Here is a 15537-nt window from a genome sequence, read left to right on the forward strand (position 1 = left end):
GGTAGTGCAAGATCCGCTACTGCATCGGGCGCCTAGGACGGCGCCTGATGTAGAACGTGGGACATCCCATGTCCTATCTTTACCGTAACGTGGACGCTAGATGCTGCCCCGGCTTGAGGTCAACCGAAGATTTCCGGAATGTTACATACGGCGAAAGGAATTTTCATGACCACAGTTCCGCGCGCGGCGCGGCAGAGCCGTGCCGTGGAGGCCCAGGAGGGCGTCAAGGACCTGATCGTCCGGCGTGGGCTGGTGGCCGGCGACCCGCTGCCGACCGAGTCGGAGCTCATGGAGGAGCTGCGGGTCAGCCGCAACTCGATCAGGGAGGCGCTCAAGGCCCTGCAGGCGGTCGGCATCGTGGACATCCGCCACGGCTTCGGCATGTTCGTGGGCCGGATGTCGCTGGCGGGGCTGGTGGACGAGCTGACCTTCCACAGCCGCATCACACTGCAGAACGGCAAGAACCACCTGGCCAACCTGATCGAGATCCGCGAGATCCTGGAGAGCGGCCTCGTCGAGCGCCTCATCGAGCTGGGCCCCGAGGCCGACCTGACGCCGGTCGCCGACGTCATCGCCAGGATGGAGGCCGAGGCGCCCACCGGGCCGGTCTCCCCCGAGACCGACCGCCTCTTCCACGACCTCCTCTACCGCCCGCTCGGCAACCCGCTGGTGAGCCAGCTCCTGGGGGCGTTCTGGGACGTCTACTACCAGCTGCGCGACGAGCTGGGCGCGCCCGACGAGCCGCCGGGCGACGTGGTCAGGCGCCATCGCGACATCTACACGGCCGTGCTGGCCGGCGACCGGGGAGCGGCCGTGGCCGCCGTACACGCCCATTTCGAGGGCGTGCGCAACCGCGTCGCCCGGATCGGGGGCTAGATCTGGGGCTAGTACGCGCTGAGCCGCTCCACGCGGGGATGCCAGCGCGTGCGCCACTCCGCGAACCACCTGGCGAACCAGGGGTGGGCGCCGGCCAGCGGCATGATGTAGGCCACGGTCTCCAGGTAGTAGCGCCGCTGGAACCGCCACGGCATCCGCTGCAGCTCCTGCACGTTGCTCACCCGGTCGGCCAGCTTCACGAACACCGCGTGCAGCGGCGCCCGCACGAGGGAGCTCAGGTAGTCGACCTTCGCGACGCCGCGCGGCCTGGTCACCCACCGCACGAGCCCGGCCACGTCGGCGCCGAACCCGCGCGCGATGTCCGCCTCGGTGCACGGCGTGTCCTCCAGCACGTCGTGCAGCACGATCGCCACGAGCACGTCCCGGTCGGTCAGCTCGGCGCCGACCACGGCCACCTCCAGCGCCTCCAGCAGATGCTCCACGTACGGGCGCCCGGTCGGCCGCTGCTGCACCCCGTGCCGCGCGCGGGCGAACGCCACCGCCTCGCGCAGGGACTCCGTGGTCCCCGGCGGGAGCGCCTCGCCCAGCGGGCCTTCCGCCTGCGCCCAGGACGACCAGCTCGTGAAGATCTCCATCCCGCTCCTCTCGCCCCGCGTGTCCTAGGCTGAGAATATGGCCGAGATCGCCGTCGCCGACGGCTCGTGGACCTTCAACGGCGAGTTCCTGCGCATTGTCCCCGGAAGCGACAAGGGCGTGCACGAGCTGCGCAGGACGCTGGGCGAAGTCGTGGTGCCGCTGGAGGCGATCGCGAGCATGGCGTTCGAGCCGTCGCGCAAGGGCGGCCACGTGCGGATGCGGCTGCGCAAGGGGGCCGACCCGCTCTCCGACGCGGTGGCGGGGCTGCTCGGCCCGCCTGCCGACCCGTACCGGCTGAGCGTCCCCAAGAGCCGCGCGGGCGCGGCCGAATACTTCGCCGACGAGGTCCGCGACACCCTGCTCGTCTACCAGACGCCCACCGCCGCCTGCGACGACTACCTCCTGGCCGGCCCCTCCGTGCCGATCTCGGCCACGGCGGGCGACGGCACCGCGCTCTTCGACGGGGAGCGGGTGCGGCTGGAGTGGACGGGGTTCGCGAGCACGGAGAAGGAGAAGGCCGGGCCGCAGGAGTTCCCGCTGTCGGACGTGGCCGGCGTGGAGTGGAAGCCGCAGTCCGGCATGGGCTACGGCACGCTGCGGTTCCGCGTCAAGGGCGAGGGGCCCGCGCAGCCGCCGCAGAAGGACCTCCACTGCGTGTCGTGGGGCATCCAGCGCTTCGGCGGGACCACCGCCCTGGTCGCCGCGGCCGTGCTGGCCCGGCTCCCGAGGGAGGCCGAGCTGCCGCCGCCGCCCCCGCCCGTCTCCGACGACGTGCACGACGCGGTCCTGCGCCGCCTGGGTGAGCTCGGGGAGCTGCACCGGTCCGGGGTGCTGACCGACGAGGAGTTCGCGGCGGCCAAGCAGGCCATGATCCGCCGCCTCCAGGAGACGTGACCCCACCCGTCCCGGGCGTCCGCGGCCGGTGGAGAATGTGGCCAGATGCCCAGGATCGAGAGGACCGAGCGTGACCCGCGACGAAGAGAGACTCCTGCGCCGCGCCATCGAGCTGGCCGCGGAGGCCCGTGCCGGCGGCAACCCGCCGTTCGGCTCGCTGCTGGCCGGCCCGGACGGCTCCATCCTGGTCGAGGAGCGCAACAGCTCGCTCACCGACCGCGACATCACCGCGCACCCGGAGCTGAAGCTGGCCCGCTGGGCCGCCCGCGAGCTCGACCCCGCGGCCGCGGCCACGACCACGATGTACACCAGCTGCCAGCCGTGCGGCATGTGCGCGGGGGCCATCGCCCGTTCGGGCCTGGGCCGCGTCGTCTACGCGCTGTCCGGCGAGCAGCTCAACGGCCTCAAGCCGCCGGGCAGCGCCTTCGTGGACCCGCCCGCCGAAGGCCCGGCCCTGTACGACGAGGCTCGCGTACCCGTTGAGGGCTACTACGTCTGACCCCTCGCGGCTCGCGCGGCCGCTCCGCCTCCGGGCCGGAGGCGGAGAGGCGGGCGCCCCGGCCGGGGTGCGCGTCAGAGGCCGCGCAGGCGGGCCACGCCGTCGCGGCGGGCCTGGTCGGCCACCGCCGCGGCGACCGCCGGCACCACCCGGGGGTCGAACGGCTCCGGGATGATCCGCTCCGCCGACAGCTCTTCCTCGATCACGCTGGACAGCGCGTGCGCCGCGGCCATCTTCATGTTCTCGGTGATCTCCACGGCCCGCGCCGACAGGGCGCCCCTGAACACGCCGGGGAAGGCGAGCACGTTGTTGATCTGGTTGGGGAAGTCGCTGCGCCCGGTGGCCACCACGGCGGCGTGCTCCATCGCGATCCCCGGGTGGATCTCCGGCTCGGGATTCGACAGGGCGAACACGATGGAGCCCGGCGCCATCGACGCGATGGCCCGCTCGCTGACCGTCGAGCCCGACAGGCCGATGAAGACGTCCGCCCCGGCCATGGCCTCCTCGGTCGTGCCGGTGTGGCCCGAGTGGTTCGTGCAGGTCGCGATCAGCGCCTTGTACGTGTTGAGGTCGTCACGGCCCTGGTGGACCACGCCCTTGCTGTCGGACACGATGACCTCGGCGATGCCGGCCTTGAGCAGCATGCTGGTGACCGCCAGCCCGGAGGCGCCCGCGCCGGCCACGACGGCCCGCAGGTCCCACAGCCGCCGCCCGGTCAGCCGCGCCGCGTTGCGCAGCGCGGCCAGCACCACGATCGCCGTGCCGTGCTGGTCGTCGTGGAAGACCGGGATGTCCAGCCGCTCCTTGAGCCGGCGCTCCACCTCGAAGCAGCGCGGGGCGCTGATGTCCTCGAGATTGATGCCGCCGAAGGACGGGGCCATGCGAGCGATCGTCTCCACCAGCTCGTCCACGTCCGTGCAGTCCAGGCAGATGGGCACCGAGTCCACGCCCCCGAACTGCTTGAACAGCAGCGACTTGCCCTCCATGACCGGCATGGCCGCGGTGGGGCCGATGTCGCCCAGGCCGAGCACGGCGGTGCCGTCGGTGACCACGGCGACCACGTTGGACCGCCAGGTGTAGTCGTCGGCCAGCTCGGGCCGCTCGGCGATGGCCGTGCACACGCGGGCCACCCCCGGCGTGTACGCGAGAGACAGGTCATTGGCATCGCGCACCGGCACCGCCGGGCGCGTCTCCAATTTGCCGCCCTCGTGCAGGCGGAAGGCCGGGTCCTGGGCGAGAAGCGTGGCGAGGCTGATGGCCGGCGCGGTGATTTCGGTCGTCATCCGGAGCTCCTAGAACCGCAGCAGCCGACCGGACGGGGTGCGCATGTCAGGCACCTCATTTCGCACCGTGGTACGCGCGGGGCGTGCCTTTTTGAGCTGTGCACGTTTCATGACGTCCATCCCTTTCCGCGACGGCCGCTGTGATTAACAACACATCCCGAGTGTCACACGCGCGGCCATTCCCGGTTACCCCACGTCCCCCCTATATCGGCGCCCTCCCCTGGTAAGAGGTACGAGGCAGTAGGGGTTGTCCGGGATAGGGGTCGGTCGGGAAATTCGAAGCACAGATACCTGCGAAAGGACAACGATGACGGTCCTGACCGCTTTTCCCACGGAAGCACCACCCGATCCGCGGACGCCATCGGCACGCCTCTCGCGGCTCCTGGATCCCGGCTCCATCGTGCCGATGCCCGGCGACGACGAGAGCGGCGTGCAGGCCGTACACGGTCTGATCGACGGCTCGCCGGTCATCGCCTACTGCACGGACGCGACACGCATGGGCGGCGCGCTGGGCTGGGCAGGCGCGAATCGCATCGTCGAGGCCATCCAGCTGGCCGTCCGCCGGCGCTGCCCGGTGATCGGCCTGTGGCATTCCGGCGGCGCCCGGCTGGCGGACGGCGTGGAGTCGATGGACGGCGTCGGCCGCATGTTCGCCGCCATGACCGCGGCCTCGGGCCTGATCCCGCAGATCTCGGTCGTCCTCGGACCGGCCGCGGGCGCGGCCGCCTACGGGCCCGCGCTGACCGACGTGATCATCATGTCGGACGTCGCGCGGGTCTTCATCACCGGGCCCGACGTCGTCCGCAGCGTCACCGGAGAGGAGATCGACATGGCGGGCCTGGGCGGCCCGGAGGCGCACGGCCCCAAATCGGGGGTCGCGCACATCACGGTCGACTCCGAGCAGGCGGCCTACGACCGGGCCCGCCTGCTGACGGGGTTCTTCACCCATCCCGGCCGGTTCGACTTCGCCGCGCTGAGCGAGCCGCGCGACCTGCGGGCCCTCCTCCCCGAGCAGCCGCGCCGCGCCTACGACGTGCGGCCGGTCCTGCGCGAGCTCCTGGACCCGGAGTTCCTGGAGTTCCAGCCCCGCTGGGCCCCCAACATGGTGGTCGGGCTCGGCCGGCTGGGCGGCCGGGCGGTGGGCGTGATCGCCAACAACCCGCTGCGCAAGGGCGGCTGCCTCGACTCGCTCTCGGCGGAGAAGGCCTCGCGTTTCGTGCGGATGTGCGACTCGCTCGGCGTCCCGCTCGTGGTCGTGGTCGACGTGCCCGGCTACCTGCCGGGCGTCCAGCAGGAGTGGGGCGGCGTGGTCAGGCGGGGCGCCAAGCTCCTGCACGCCTTCGCCGAGTCGGTCGTCCCGCGCGTCACGCTCATCACCCGCAAGTCGTACGGCGGCGCCTACATCGCCATGAACTCCAGGTCGCTGGGCGCGACCGCGGTGTACGCCTGGCCCGACGCGGAGGTGGCGGTCATGGGGGCCGAGGCGGCGGTCGGCATCCTGCACCGCAAGCGGCTGGCCGCGGTCCCCGAGTCCGAGCAGGCGGACCTGCACGCGCGGCTGGTGGAAGAGCATCGGCGGACGGCCGGCGGGGTCGAGCGGGCGATGTCGCTCGGCGTGGTCGACGCGGTCGTCTCGCCTCTCGAGACCCGGCTCCGGCTGGCGGAAGCACTGGCATCGGCACCGCAGGACCGCGGCTGCCACTCCAATATCCCGCTCTGAATCGAGGAGACCATGTCGAACATCAAGGTAATGCTCGTCGGCGGACCGAACCACCTGCCGGCCGATCAGCGGATCGTGACCCTCGCGAAGTTCTGCGAGAAGATCAAACTGCCTTTCGGCAGCGGGTACGAGCATTTTCTGCACAAAGGCGAGCGCACGCACGTGGACGGGCAGGAGATGCCCGCCTACCACTGGATCATGCGGACGGCCATTGCCGAGTGAGCGGTGACCTGCTAAGGGTTCGCTAGGGGTGGGAAAACAGCCGGGCCGGCGATTCAATATGAGTAGTCGGGTTTGACGGATGTTTATCCCGCCGGAGAGGTGAGGCATTGAACTAGACGGCATCCCCCTTTTTGCGAAGCCCCAGCAGAACGAGAGCCACCACCCGGAAAAATGGGCGGTGGCTCTCGTCGTTTCCTTTTCAGAAAAGGCTCCGGAAAACGCCGCGGCGGCCGCCTTTCGGCGGCCGCCGGCGTGTCGTCCGGCATCAGCTGGCGTTCGCGAGCGTGACCCCCGTCCGCCCGCTCCGCCTGGCGGCCGAGCCGACCGCGGCCAGGGTCGCGTCGACCACGTTGGTGTCGACGCCCACGCCCCAGACCGTCGTGCCGTCCACCTTGCATTCGGCGTAGACCGTCGTCTTCATGCTCGTGACGCGCTCGGTGCCGTCGGCCCGGTGCACCGCCCGTACGTCGACGCCCCAGGGCGCCATCGTGACGCCGATGGCCCGCACGGTCTGCTCCTGCTGGCCGTCCATGTGGAGCGTCGCGGTGATCCGGTCGCCCTGCCGCAGCGTGTCGGTCCGGGCCTGGCCGGCGAGATACTCCTGCTCGAACAGCGCCCAGATCTCCTCGGGCGACAGCTCGCTGCCCCGCGCCTCCGTCCGGGCCTGGACCAGCCCGGCGAACTCCCGCTGCAGTTCGCGGGGCAGCCGCATCCCGTGCCAGGCGCTCATGACGTACGCGATGCCGCCCTTGCCGGACTGGCTGTTGATCCGCACGATCGCCTCGTACGTGCGCCCGACGTCCTTGGGGTCCACCGGCAGGTAGGGCATGTTCCACGGCATCTCGTCGACGTCGGCGCCGCTCTCGCCGGCGGCCCGCTCCAGGTCGTCGAAGCCCTTCTTGATCGCGTCCTGGTGCGAGCCGGAGAAGGCGGTGTACACGAGCTCGCCGCCGTAAGGGTGCCGGGGGTGCACGGGAATCTCGTTGCAGAGCTCGACGGTGTCGCGGATCCGGTCGATGTCGGAGAAGTCGATCCCCGGGTCCACCCCGTGGGTGAACATGTTCATGCCGAGCGTCACCAGGCAGACGTTGCCTGCCCGCTCGCCGTTGCCGAACAGGCACCCCTCGATGCGCTCGGCCCCGGCCAGCAGCGCCAGCTCGGACGCGGCCACCCCCGTGCCGCGGTCGTTGTGCGGGTGGATGGACAGGCAGACGTGCTCCCTGCGGGAGAGGTTGCGGTCCAGCCACTCGATCTGGTCGGCGAACACCGAGGGCAGGGAGCGCTCCACGGTGGTGGGGAAGTTCAGGATGATCGGGCGGCCGGGGCCGGTCTCCCACACGTCCATGACCGCCTCGCAGACCTCCAGGGCGAAGTCCGCCTCGGTCTCGTTGAACAGCTCGGGCGAGTACTGGTAGCGCAGGTCGCAGTCCGCCAGGTCCCGCTCGGCGTACTTCATCATCAGCCGGGTGCCCTGCACGGCCAGGTCCTTGCACTGGGCGCGGTCCATGTTGAACACCACCCGCCGGAACAGCGGCGCGGTCGCGTTGTAGAGGTGGAACGTGGCGCGCGGGGCGCCGGCCAGCGCGCTGGCCGAGCGCTCGATCAGCTCGTCCCTCGCGGGTACGAGCACCGAGATCCACACGTCGTCCGGGATGCGGTCCTGCTCGATGAGCATCCGGACGAAGTCGTAGTCGTCCTGGCTGGCCACCGGGAATCCGACTTCGATCTCCTTGTAGCCGAGGTCGACGAGCAGCTCGAACATGCGCAGCTTGCGCGCCGGCGACATCGGGTTGGCCAGCGACTGGTTTCCGTCGCGGAGGTCCGTCGACAGCCAGCGGGGCGCCGCCACGATCCTCTTGTCCGGCCAGGTCCGGTCGGCCAGGGCCAGCGGGGTGAAGTTCGAATAGCGCTCGACAGGACGGGTCGGGGCCATCGTGAATCTCCTTCGCAGGTCTCATGGGGTGGCTCTAGGAGATCTCCGGCTTCAACGTACAAGCGGCGACGGGCCCGCGAACAGGTCGAGGATCATGAGAATGCCGGTCCTGACCAAGGGATTGCGCAGGAGTATCGAGAGTGCGCGCCCCCGGTATCTTTCGACGCACCCCCCTTCTCGGGCCCCTGCCCGCCGTTCACACTCCGATCATGGCGACTATCGAACCGGCGCTCCGGCGAGGCGGCCTGTGCTTCGCGGAGGCGAGGCCCACAGTGCAGTTCATCTTCCTGCTGCGCTTCCTCACCGGCACGGCGCTGTGCGCCTCGGTCGCCGGTGACGACGGCCACCTGGGCAGGACGGTCTGGGGCGCCGCGGCATGGGTGATGATGATCTTCGCCGTCTACCTCTTCAACGGCGTCATGGACGTGCCGGAGGACCGGCTCAACGGCTCGCGCCGGCCCATCGTCCGCGGCGACCTGCCGCCGGGCTTCGCCAGCGCGGTCGCGATCGGCGCGGCCCTGCTGTCGCTCGCGGCCGGCTTCGCGCTCGCCCCGCTGATGGGCGGCATGCTCGCCGTCGTGCTGACGCTCGGCTACCTCTACTCGGGCCCGCCGTTCCCGCTCAAGCGCAGCTCCGGCGGCACGGTCCTGACGGGGGGCGTGGCCACCCTGCTCACCTACTACGGGGGCGCCTTCTCCTACGCGAGCGAGATCAGGAGCTCGCTGATGCTGATCGTCTTCGTGCTCGCCGCGTCGCTGTGGACCGCTCTCGTGGGCTCGACGACCAAGGACCTGCCCGACATCGAGGGCGACGCCCGCGCCGGGCGGATGACGTTCGCGGTCATGCACGGCGAGCGCGTGCTGCGGCTGACGATCTGCTGCACGGCTATCGGGCTGGCGCTGGCCTTCACCGCGGCCGTCCTGCTGCTGGGACTCCCGCTGTGGCCGTCCGCGCTCGCCATGATCGGCGGGGCGCTGGTCATCACGGTCCTGTGCTTCAAGGGCCGCCGCCGCGAGCCGTACGGCGCCTTCATGGCCACCCAGTACGCCCTGCACGGCCTGGCGATCCTGCCGCTCTTCCTCATCTGACGGCGGACCGGCCGATCAGGTCGAGCAGTCCGCGCCGGTCGAGCCGGGTGGGAAGGACTCCTCCAGCCGACGGCACACCGGCTCGGTCAGCATGAGCCTGACCGAGCCCACGTTCATCTCCAGGTGGACCGGGTCGCGGGTGCTGGGCACCGGGACCACGTCGGGCCCCCGCGACAGCAGCCAGGCCAGGGCCAGGCGGCCGGTGCTGACGTCCATGTTCGCCGCCTCGGTCTGCACCCGCCGCAGCATCGCGCTGTTGCGCGGGAGGTTGTGCGGCGAGAACCGGGGATCCTCCCGGCGCGGGTCTCCCGGGCCGAGCCGCGAGGGCGCCAGGCTGCGCCCGGTCAGGAAGCCGCGGCCCAGCGGCCGGCCGGCCATCACGCCGATCCCGAGCTCGCGCGCCACAGGGAGCTGGTCGAGCTCGACCGTACGGTGCCAGAGGGAGTACTCCGTCGCCAGGGCGGCCATCGGATGGACCGCGTGGGCCCGGCGGAGCTCGTCGCCCGTCACCCCCAACAGGCCGACGTGGCGGGCCTTGCCCGCGGTCACCAGGTCCGCCAGCTGGCGGGCGGTCTCCTCGACCGGCACGGACGGCTCCTCGTGGCCGGCTATGTAGAGGTCGACGTAGTCGACGCCCAGGCGCTTCAGTGAGGCGTCGCACGCCTGCGCCAGCTCGTCGCAGCCGGTGCCGCGCTGGACGGTCCGCGTCGCCAGCAGCACGTCGTCGCGCCAGGGCCGGACGGCCTCGCCGACCAGCCGCTCCACCTCGCCGTCGGCGTGGTCGTCGGACATGTCGAGCAGCGTCACGCCCACGTCGAGCACGTAGTGGATCAACGCCAGGGACTCCGAGCGATCCACGTGGCCGTACACGCCTGAGAGGGCCAGACACCCGAAGCCCAGACACGAGGTGATCAGCCCCGCATGGCCCAGCCTCCTGCTGTCCACGACACTCTCCTTCATTTGGCCGTCACGTTATACATACGATCTGCGGGCCGTGATTCTGCCACAACCCCTATCCCCCCTATGGGCAGATGAATAAGGGGAGAATCTTTCCCGTTTATCCCGTCTGACACAGAACGCAACGATCAGTTATACACCCGGTTAATGAAGCTGCCCACCACGCGGACTCCGCGTGGTGGGCAGGATCTGGGAGGGTTAGCGGACGGCCGGGCTCAGCTCCAGATCGGTGGGGAGATCCGATCGCTGGGTGATTCCGAGCTTGCGATAGATGCGCGTCAGGTGCTGTTCCACCGTGCTCACCGTGATGAACAGCTTGGCCGCTATCTCGCGGTTGGTGTAGCCGACGGAGGCCAGGCCGGCGACCCGGCGCTCGGCGTCGCTGAGGATCGCCACGACCTTGCTGATCTCCGCGTTCTGCCCGTCGCCGGCGGAGGCGCCGTCACCGGCCAGCGCCTGGCTCAGCGGCTGGGCGCCGCACTCCTGCGCGAGGATGCGCGTACGGCTGGCGATGATGCCCGCCCTGCGGAACTCCCCGACGCTGTGGAACGCCTCGGTGAGGTCGAACAGCGACCGGGCCAGCTCGTAGCGGTCGCCGCAGGCCTGCAGGCGGTCCGTGGACTGCCGCAGCAGCATGGGCCGGTGCCTGAGCTCGCTCGTGGCGGCCAGCAGGCGCAGCGCGATGCCCTGCGTACGGGAGGCCATGGGGCCGCAGCGCGACAGCTGCTCCTCGACCAGGGCGCGGGCCTCGTCGTGCTCGCCCATCCGGATGAGCGCCTCGGCCGCGTCGGCACGCCAGGCGATGAAGCCCGGCGTGTCCATCTCCCACTCGCCCATGAGCTCGCCGCAGAAGCGGAAGTCGCGCAGCGCCGCCGCCGGATGGTCCACGGCCAGGTGGTAGCGCCCGCGGGCGTGCAGGTAGTGCAGCCCGAAGCGGGTGCTCAGCATGGCCTCCGGTACCGCGGTGTTGACCTGGGCGAGCGCCTGGTCGTACTGCCCCATGGCGGTGCCGGCCAGCATCAGGTTGGCCAGCGGCGAGCCCACGGTCACGCCCCAGCTGGCCGGCGGGATGAGCTCCAGCGCCAGGCGGGCCGACGAGGCCGCGGTCTCCAGATCGCCGCGCCGCATGGCGATCTCGGCGCGGATCGCGGTGAGCCGGGCCCGGCGGGCCGGCGCGCTGCGGGACTGCGCCTCCTCGATGAAGGCGTCGCACCACGGTGCCGCCTTGTCCGGCCAGCCGCCGTAGGTGAGCGCGAGCAGCGAGCTCTCCACCGTGTCCATGGACATCTCGTCCAGGCGGGAGCTGTGCAGGATCCGCTCCACCGTGGCCAGGGTGCGCTCGCGTGGACCGCGGGTGAGCACCGAGGTCAGGGCGTTGATCGCCTCCAGCCGCCGGCTCACCCGCACCGGTAACACGGCCTCCTTGTTGTGCTCGGTGGTCGCCCGGTTGACGTGGGCCAGCAACGGCGGCGCCGAGGCGCGCAGCCACAACCGGGTGCCGACGAGCTCGGCCACGGTCTGCGGCTCGGTGTCGCCGCTCTCCTTCAGGTGTTCGAGCACCTGGCAGGCGTCGTCCACCTTGCCGTGCCAGAGCAGCGCCCTGGCCAGGACGACCGCGTCGCTGCCGCGCAGCGTGCCGTTGTGCAGGGCGTCGGTCAGCTCGGCGATGTGCTCGGCCGGGGTGCTGGGGTTGATGCGCCACTCCGCGCGCATCAGGAGCGTGGCGATGGTGGTACGCCGCCGCTCGTCGGTGCAGCAGCGCCAGGCGAGCTTGAGACAGTCGACGGCCTCGTCCACGAACCCGTCGTCCAGCCGGTGCAGCGCCGCGGCCTCCAGCACGGGGACGGCCCACGGCAGGTCGGTGGCGTCGGCGCCGACCAGGTGCTCGGCTATCGTGACGTCGTCCGCGCCCTCCAGGTGCAGCAGCTCGGCGGCCCTGCGGTGCACGCTGCGCCGCATCTCGTCGCCCAGCTCGGCCAGCACCGTCTGCCTGGCGATCTCGGCCCTGTAGTGGCCGGACTCCAGCAGGCCGGCGGTCTCCAGCCAGCGGGTGGCCTGGGCCACCGTCGTGCCGTCCGCGTCGACCAGGCGTTGCAGGAGCGCCGGGTCGTCCAGCACCGCGAGCCAGCCGGCGACCTGCAGGAGCGCGGGGTCGGCCCGGTGCAGGCAGGACAGCACGGCCTCGCCGTAACGCTCGGCGGGGGCGCCGCCGCTCGTCCCGAAGTCCTCGATCAGGCCCCTGAGCAGGAGCGGGTTGCCGCCGCTCAGCGCGTACCAGTCCGGTGCCACGGCCTCGGCCGCCGCTTCCCCCAGGTGCTCGGCCGCCATGCTCACCACCGCGTCGTACGACAGCGGCGCCAGCCTCACGGCCGTGCAGTGCGGCTGGCGCAGCATCTCGGTGGCGAAGAAGCCGTGGGTGTGCGGCCGGTGGTCGGTCTGGCCGAACACCGCCATGAGCGGGGAGTATCTGGCCCTGCGGACCAGGTAGGACAGGCAGAGCAGCGAGGCCCTGTCGGCGAGGTGGACGTCGTCGACGATGATCACCAGCGGGTGGCGCTCGGCGAGCGAGAGCAGCACCGCGCACAACGAGTGGACGATCTGGGCGTCCACCTGTTCGAAGCTCTCCCCCTTGGCGGGGGAGACCAGCTGCGCGCCCTCTCGCAGCAGGTCCGCCGCGAGCGCGCGGACGTCCTCCTGCAGCGGCGCGTTCTGGAAGAGCTGGCCGAGCACGCCCAGCGGCAGGTCGCTCTCCGCGCGGGTGGCGGAGGCCACCAGCGGCAGCGCGCCGTGCTCCAGAGCCTGCTCGGCGAAGGCGTGCAGGAGCTCGCTCTTGCCCGTCGCAACGACTCCCGTCACCATTGCGACCCGGCCCTTGCCGCCCACGGCCTCGGTGAGGAGACCTTGCATGGAGGCCATGGCGGTGTCTCTTTCGTACAGCCCCATGATGGACACCCCTTTTAGAAAGGCAATTTCCGGCCGGAAGGGGTTCTGAGGTCCAAGGAGCCATTCAGCTCTTTTTTCGGCTTCGATTTCACGATCCGTCGGACTTGCCGCATGACCCTCAACCTCTTCCGTACCCGGTTATGGGTTGACGGTCCTCACGTTAGGTGTCAGTTCGGGGTGCCCACAATATGACTTATCCTTAATAACGCCCGCCGCTCCACACGGACCAACCGGTCTCCAACTTTCGGACCAAGGCGCGGTCCGAGTCATCTCAGCCGCCGCGCCGCATGGGTCCCGCCGGGCGGTCACCTCGGGCGGCACCAGGCCCCGGGCCACCGTCCGCGGCCCCGCGACCCAGGGCGGGCGAGGGGCCCGGCCGGCCCGGCGAACCGATTGAATCATTTATTACCGGTGGGTCACATTAGCGCGAGCAGCGCTAATGCGAGCCATGCTCATGTCGATCTCGGCCTTACCGACCGTGGCAGCTTCACATCTCACAAACAACCCCTATTAGACGGTGAGCACAAGATCGGCCCCGTCTCCCGGCCCCTGGAGCCCCCGCAGAGCCATCTCAACATAGGGCACCCTAAGTCACGAAATATTGACATTCCTACGTCGCAGGCGTTCCCACTGGTCACAGGGCTCGCGGGCCCGGACCGCAGGCCGCGACACATCGGGGCCTATGTTCATACAGTTGCCTACTCATCAGTGTTGACCCAAGATGTAAGCATTCGTGCATTTCCAAGGGGACATGGTGGGAGAAATTGCGCAAAGGGGCGAGCAAGATGCCACGGGGACGGCGAATCTTATCGAGGAGTGTCGAGCAGACATACTGAGCCGGTACGAGCAGGGACTGGCCTCGATCGGCAGCGTGCTGATCAGGGATCAGCACACGAAAGCCCAGGTCATGGCGAACGCGGGCGAGATCCTGACGGAGATGGCCGGCACGCTGCGGGCAGGCCGCCTGCTCGACGACGAGACGTCCCGTTTCCTGTCCTGGGACATCGGCGTGGCCAGAGCGTCCGCCGGTATCCACCCGAGAGAGTCCCTCCTGGCCGCGTCGGTCTTCTTCCGCGCCGCATTCACTACTCTTAGTCACCGACTTCAGGACGACACCCAGGCCGCCCGTCTGCTCAGGCTTGTGGTGACGGCTCTGGAACAGAGCATCTCCCTGCGCATCAGAGAGGCTTCGAGCAGCTACACCGGGTTCCTGCTGAACCAGGTGACCGAGGCCCAGATGGCCGAGCGCCGCCGGATCGCCAGGGAGTTACACGACCGCATCGGCCACAGCCTCAGCGTCGCCCAGCGCCAGCTGGAGCTGTCGAACCTCTACCGGCCGGCCGAGCCGGCCAAGGCGCTGGCCAAGCTGGAAATGGCGCAGCAGGCCATCCAGGAGACGATGTGCAGCCTGCGCCAGGTGACCTCCGACCTCCACCCCCCCGAGGGGAGGACCCTGGAGAAGGGACTGCTCGGCTACCTGGACGTGATCGGGACCGACGACGTACAGGTCGAGCTCGTCGTCAACGGCGACGAGAGCTGGGCGCCCCCGATCGTCAGCGAGGAGTGCCTGCTCATCCTGCGCGAAGCGGCCCGCAACGCGCTCACCCACGGAGACCCTTCGACCATCTTCATCAGGATCGACGTCGCGCCGCACGAGCTGATCGCCTCCGTGATCGACGACGGCTGCGGCTTCGACCCGAGCCGGCAGGCGCCCAAGGGCAGCCTCGGACTGTCCTCCATCCGGGAACGCACCCACCTGCTCGGCGGCACGGTCACCATCGCGAGCGAACCAGGCAAGGGGGCGAGGGTCGACCTCGCCGTGCCCATCCAGAGGCGACCCTATGATCAGGAGTGAGCAACCGACCACCGTGGCCATCGTGGACGACCACGCGCTCTTCCGCGAGGGCCTCAGAGAGATCCTCGAATCCCAGGAGGGGCTGGTCGTGGTGGGCGAGGCTGGCACCTCCAGCGGCGCGCTCAGCATGGTGGCCGACAAGAAGCCGGACATCCTCCTGCTCGACGTGGAGATCCCCGGCGACTCCGCCACCGACACCGTGACCCGCCTGCGCAGCCAGTCACCGAACACGCAGATCATCATCCTGAGCATGTACGACGGACCGCAGCTGCTGCACCGGCTCCTGGCCGCCGGCATCCGCGGATACCTGCTGAAGAGCGTCCACTGGCACGAGCTGGTGTCGGCCATCCGGAGCGTGCACGACGAGCCGGAACGGGTCGTGCTCGCCGTCTCCCGCGAGAGCCTCGCCCAGATGGAGAGCTCACCGTCCGAGGTGCTGACGAGCAAGGAGCGGGAGGTCCTCGAGCTGGCCGCGCAGGCGCTCAGCAACCGGCAGATCGCCGCCCGCATCAACACCACGGAAGCCACGGTGAAGCGCCACCTGCGCAACATCTTCGTCAAGCTCGGGGCCGCCTCGCGCATCGACGCCGTCAACCGGGCGATCGACGCCTCACTGATCACACCATCACGGACACGATCCGACAATTAGCCATATACATGAATAAATCGG

Annotated in this window: 13 protein-coding genes; 8 read left to right on the forward strand and 5 right to left on the reverse strand. The window is 70.1% G+C overall.

The window, feature by feature from the left end:
• Nucleotides 1–165: 165 nt before the first annotated feature.
• Nucleotides 166–876: a FadR/GntR family transcriptional regulator gene (locus HD596_RS04215; RefSeq protein WP_185067971.1), complete on the forward strand. Its 711-nt coding sequence runs from the start codon at nucleotides 166–168 to the stop codon at nucleotides 874–876.
• Nucleotides 877–884: 8 nt separating this feature from the next.
• On the opposite strand, the gene HD596_RS04220 is transcribed toward HD596_RS04215, so the two are convergent.
• On the reverse strand, nucleotides 885–1472 hold the full coding sequence (locus HD596_RS04220) for an HD domain-containing protein (protein WP_185067972.1): 588 nt from the start codon (nucleotides 1470–1472) through the stop codon (nucleotides 885–887).
• A gap of 37 nt (nucleotides 1473–1509) precedes the next feature.
• On the opposite strand from HD596_RS04220, the gene HD596_RS04225 reads away from it, so the two are divergent.
• Together HD596_RS04225 and HD596_RS04230 are read left to right on the forward strand one after the other, a co-directional pair.
• On the forward strand, nucleotides 1510–2367 hold the full coding sequence (locus HD596_RS04225) for a DUF4429 domain-containing protein (protein WP_185067973.1): 858 nt from the start codon (nucleotides 1510–1512) through the stop codon (nucleotides 2365–2367).
• A 70-nt stretch (nucleotides 2368–2437) separates the two neighbouring features.
• Nucleotides 2438–2866: a nucleoside deaminase gene (locus HD596_RS04230; protein ID WP_185067974.1), complete on the forward strand. Its 429-nt coding sequence runs from the start codon at nucleotides 2438–2440 to the stop codon at nucleotides 2864–2866.
• Nucleotides 2867–2940: 74 nt separating this feature from the next.
• Here HD596_RS04230 and HD596_RS04235 read toward each other — a convergent pair whose 3' ends face one another.
• Entirely contained in the window at nucleotides 2941–4149 is a 1209-nt protein-coding gene (locus tag HD596_RS04235; RefSeq protein ID WP_185067975.1) for an NAD(P)-dependent malic enzyme, read from the reverse strand.
• Nucleotides 4150–4456: 307 nt separating this feature from the next.
• Here HD596_RS04235 and HD596_RS04240 point away from each other — a divergent pair, with 307 nt between their 5' ends.
• Nucleotides 4457–5869, forward strand: a complete 1413-nt coding sequence (locus HD596_RS04240; RefSeq protein WP_185067976.1) for an acyl-CoA carboxylase subunit beta — start codon at nucleotides 4457–4459, stop codon at nucleotides 5867–5869.
• A 12-nt stretch (nucleotides 5870–5881) separates the two neighbouring features.
• Nucleotides 5882–6091: a DUF5988 family protein gene (locus HD596_RS04245; protein WP_185067977.1), complete on the forward strand. Its 210-nt coding sequence runs from the start codon at nucleotides 5882–5884 to the stop codon at nucleotides 6089–6091.
• A 265-nt stretch (nucleotides 6092–6356) separates the two neighbouring features.
• On the opposite strand, the gene HD596_RS04250 is transcribed toward HD596_RS04245, so the two are convergent.
• Nucleotides 6357–8024, reverse strand: coding sequence for a 2-isopropylmalate synthase (locus HD596_RS04250; protein ID WP_185067978.1), 1668 nt, complete (start codon nucleotides 8022–8024; stop codon nucleotides 6357–6359).
• Nucleotides 8025–8233: 209 nt separating this feature from the next.
• Here HD596_RS04250 and HD596_RS04255 point away from each other — a divergent pair, with 209 nt between their 5' ends.
• Nucleotides 8234–9112 carry a UbiA family prenyltransferase gene (locus HD596_RS04255; protein WP_185067979.1) on the forward strand — a complete coding sequence of 293 codons (879 nt, stop codon included), beginning with the start codon at nucleotides 8234–8236 and terminating at the stop codon, nucleotides 9110–9112.
• Nucleotides 9113–9127: 15 nt separating this feature from the next.
• On the opposite strand, the gene HD596_RS04260 is transcribed toward HD596_RS04255, so the two are convergent.
• Both HD596_RS04260 and HD596_RS04265 read right to left on the reverse strand, forming a co-directional pair.
• The gene (locus HD596_RS04260; protein WP_185067980.1) at nucleotides 9128–10057 is read right to left on the reverse strand and encodes an aldo/keto reductase; all 930 of its coding nucleotides are present in this window, start codon (nucleotides 10055–10057) and stop codon (nucleotides 9128–9130) included.
• Nucleotides 10058–10267: 210 nt separating this feature from the next.
• Entirely contained in the window at nucleotides 10268–13012 is a 2745-nt protein-coding gene (locus HD596_RS04265) for a helix-turn-helix transcriptional regulator (protein WP_185067981.1), read from the reverse strand.
• 871 nt (nucleotides 13013–13883) lie between these two features.
• Here HD596_RS04265 and HD596_RS04270 point away from each other — a divergent pair.
• Complete coding sequence (locus HD596_RS04270) at nucleotides 13884–14867, forward strand: sensor histidine kinase (RefSeq protein ID WP_185067982.1); 984 nt, start codon at nucleotides 13884–13886, stop codon at nucleotides 14865–14867.
• The gene (locus HD596_RS04275; RefSeq protein ID WP_185067983.1) at nucleotides 14854–15516 is read left to right on the forward strand and encodes a response regulator transcription factor; all 663 of its coding nucleotides are present in this window, start codon (nucleotides 14854–14856) and stop codon (nucleotides 15514–15516) included. The genes HD596_RS04270 and HD596_RS04275 overlap by 14 nt, the downstream gene beginning before the upstream one ends.
• Nucleotides 15517–15537: the final 21 nt, after the last annotated feature.

This window comes from Nonomuraea jabiensis, assembly GCF_014204795.1.
Classification (GTDB): domain Bacteria; phylum Actinomycetota; class Actinomycetes; order Streptosporangiales; family Streptosporangiaceae; genus Nonomuraea; species Nonomuraea jabiensis.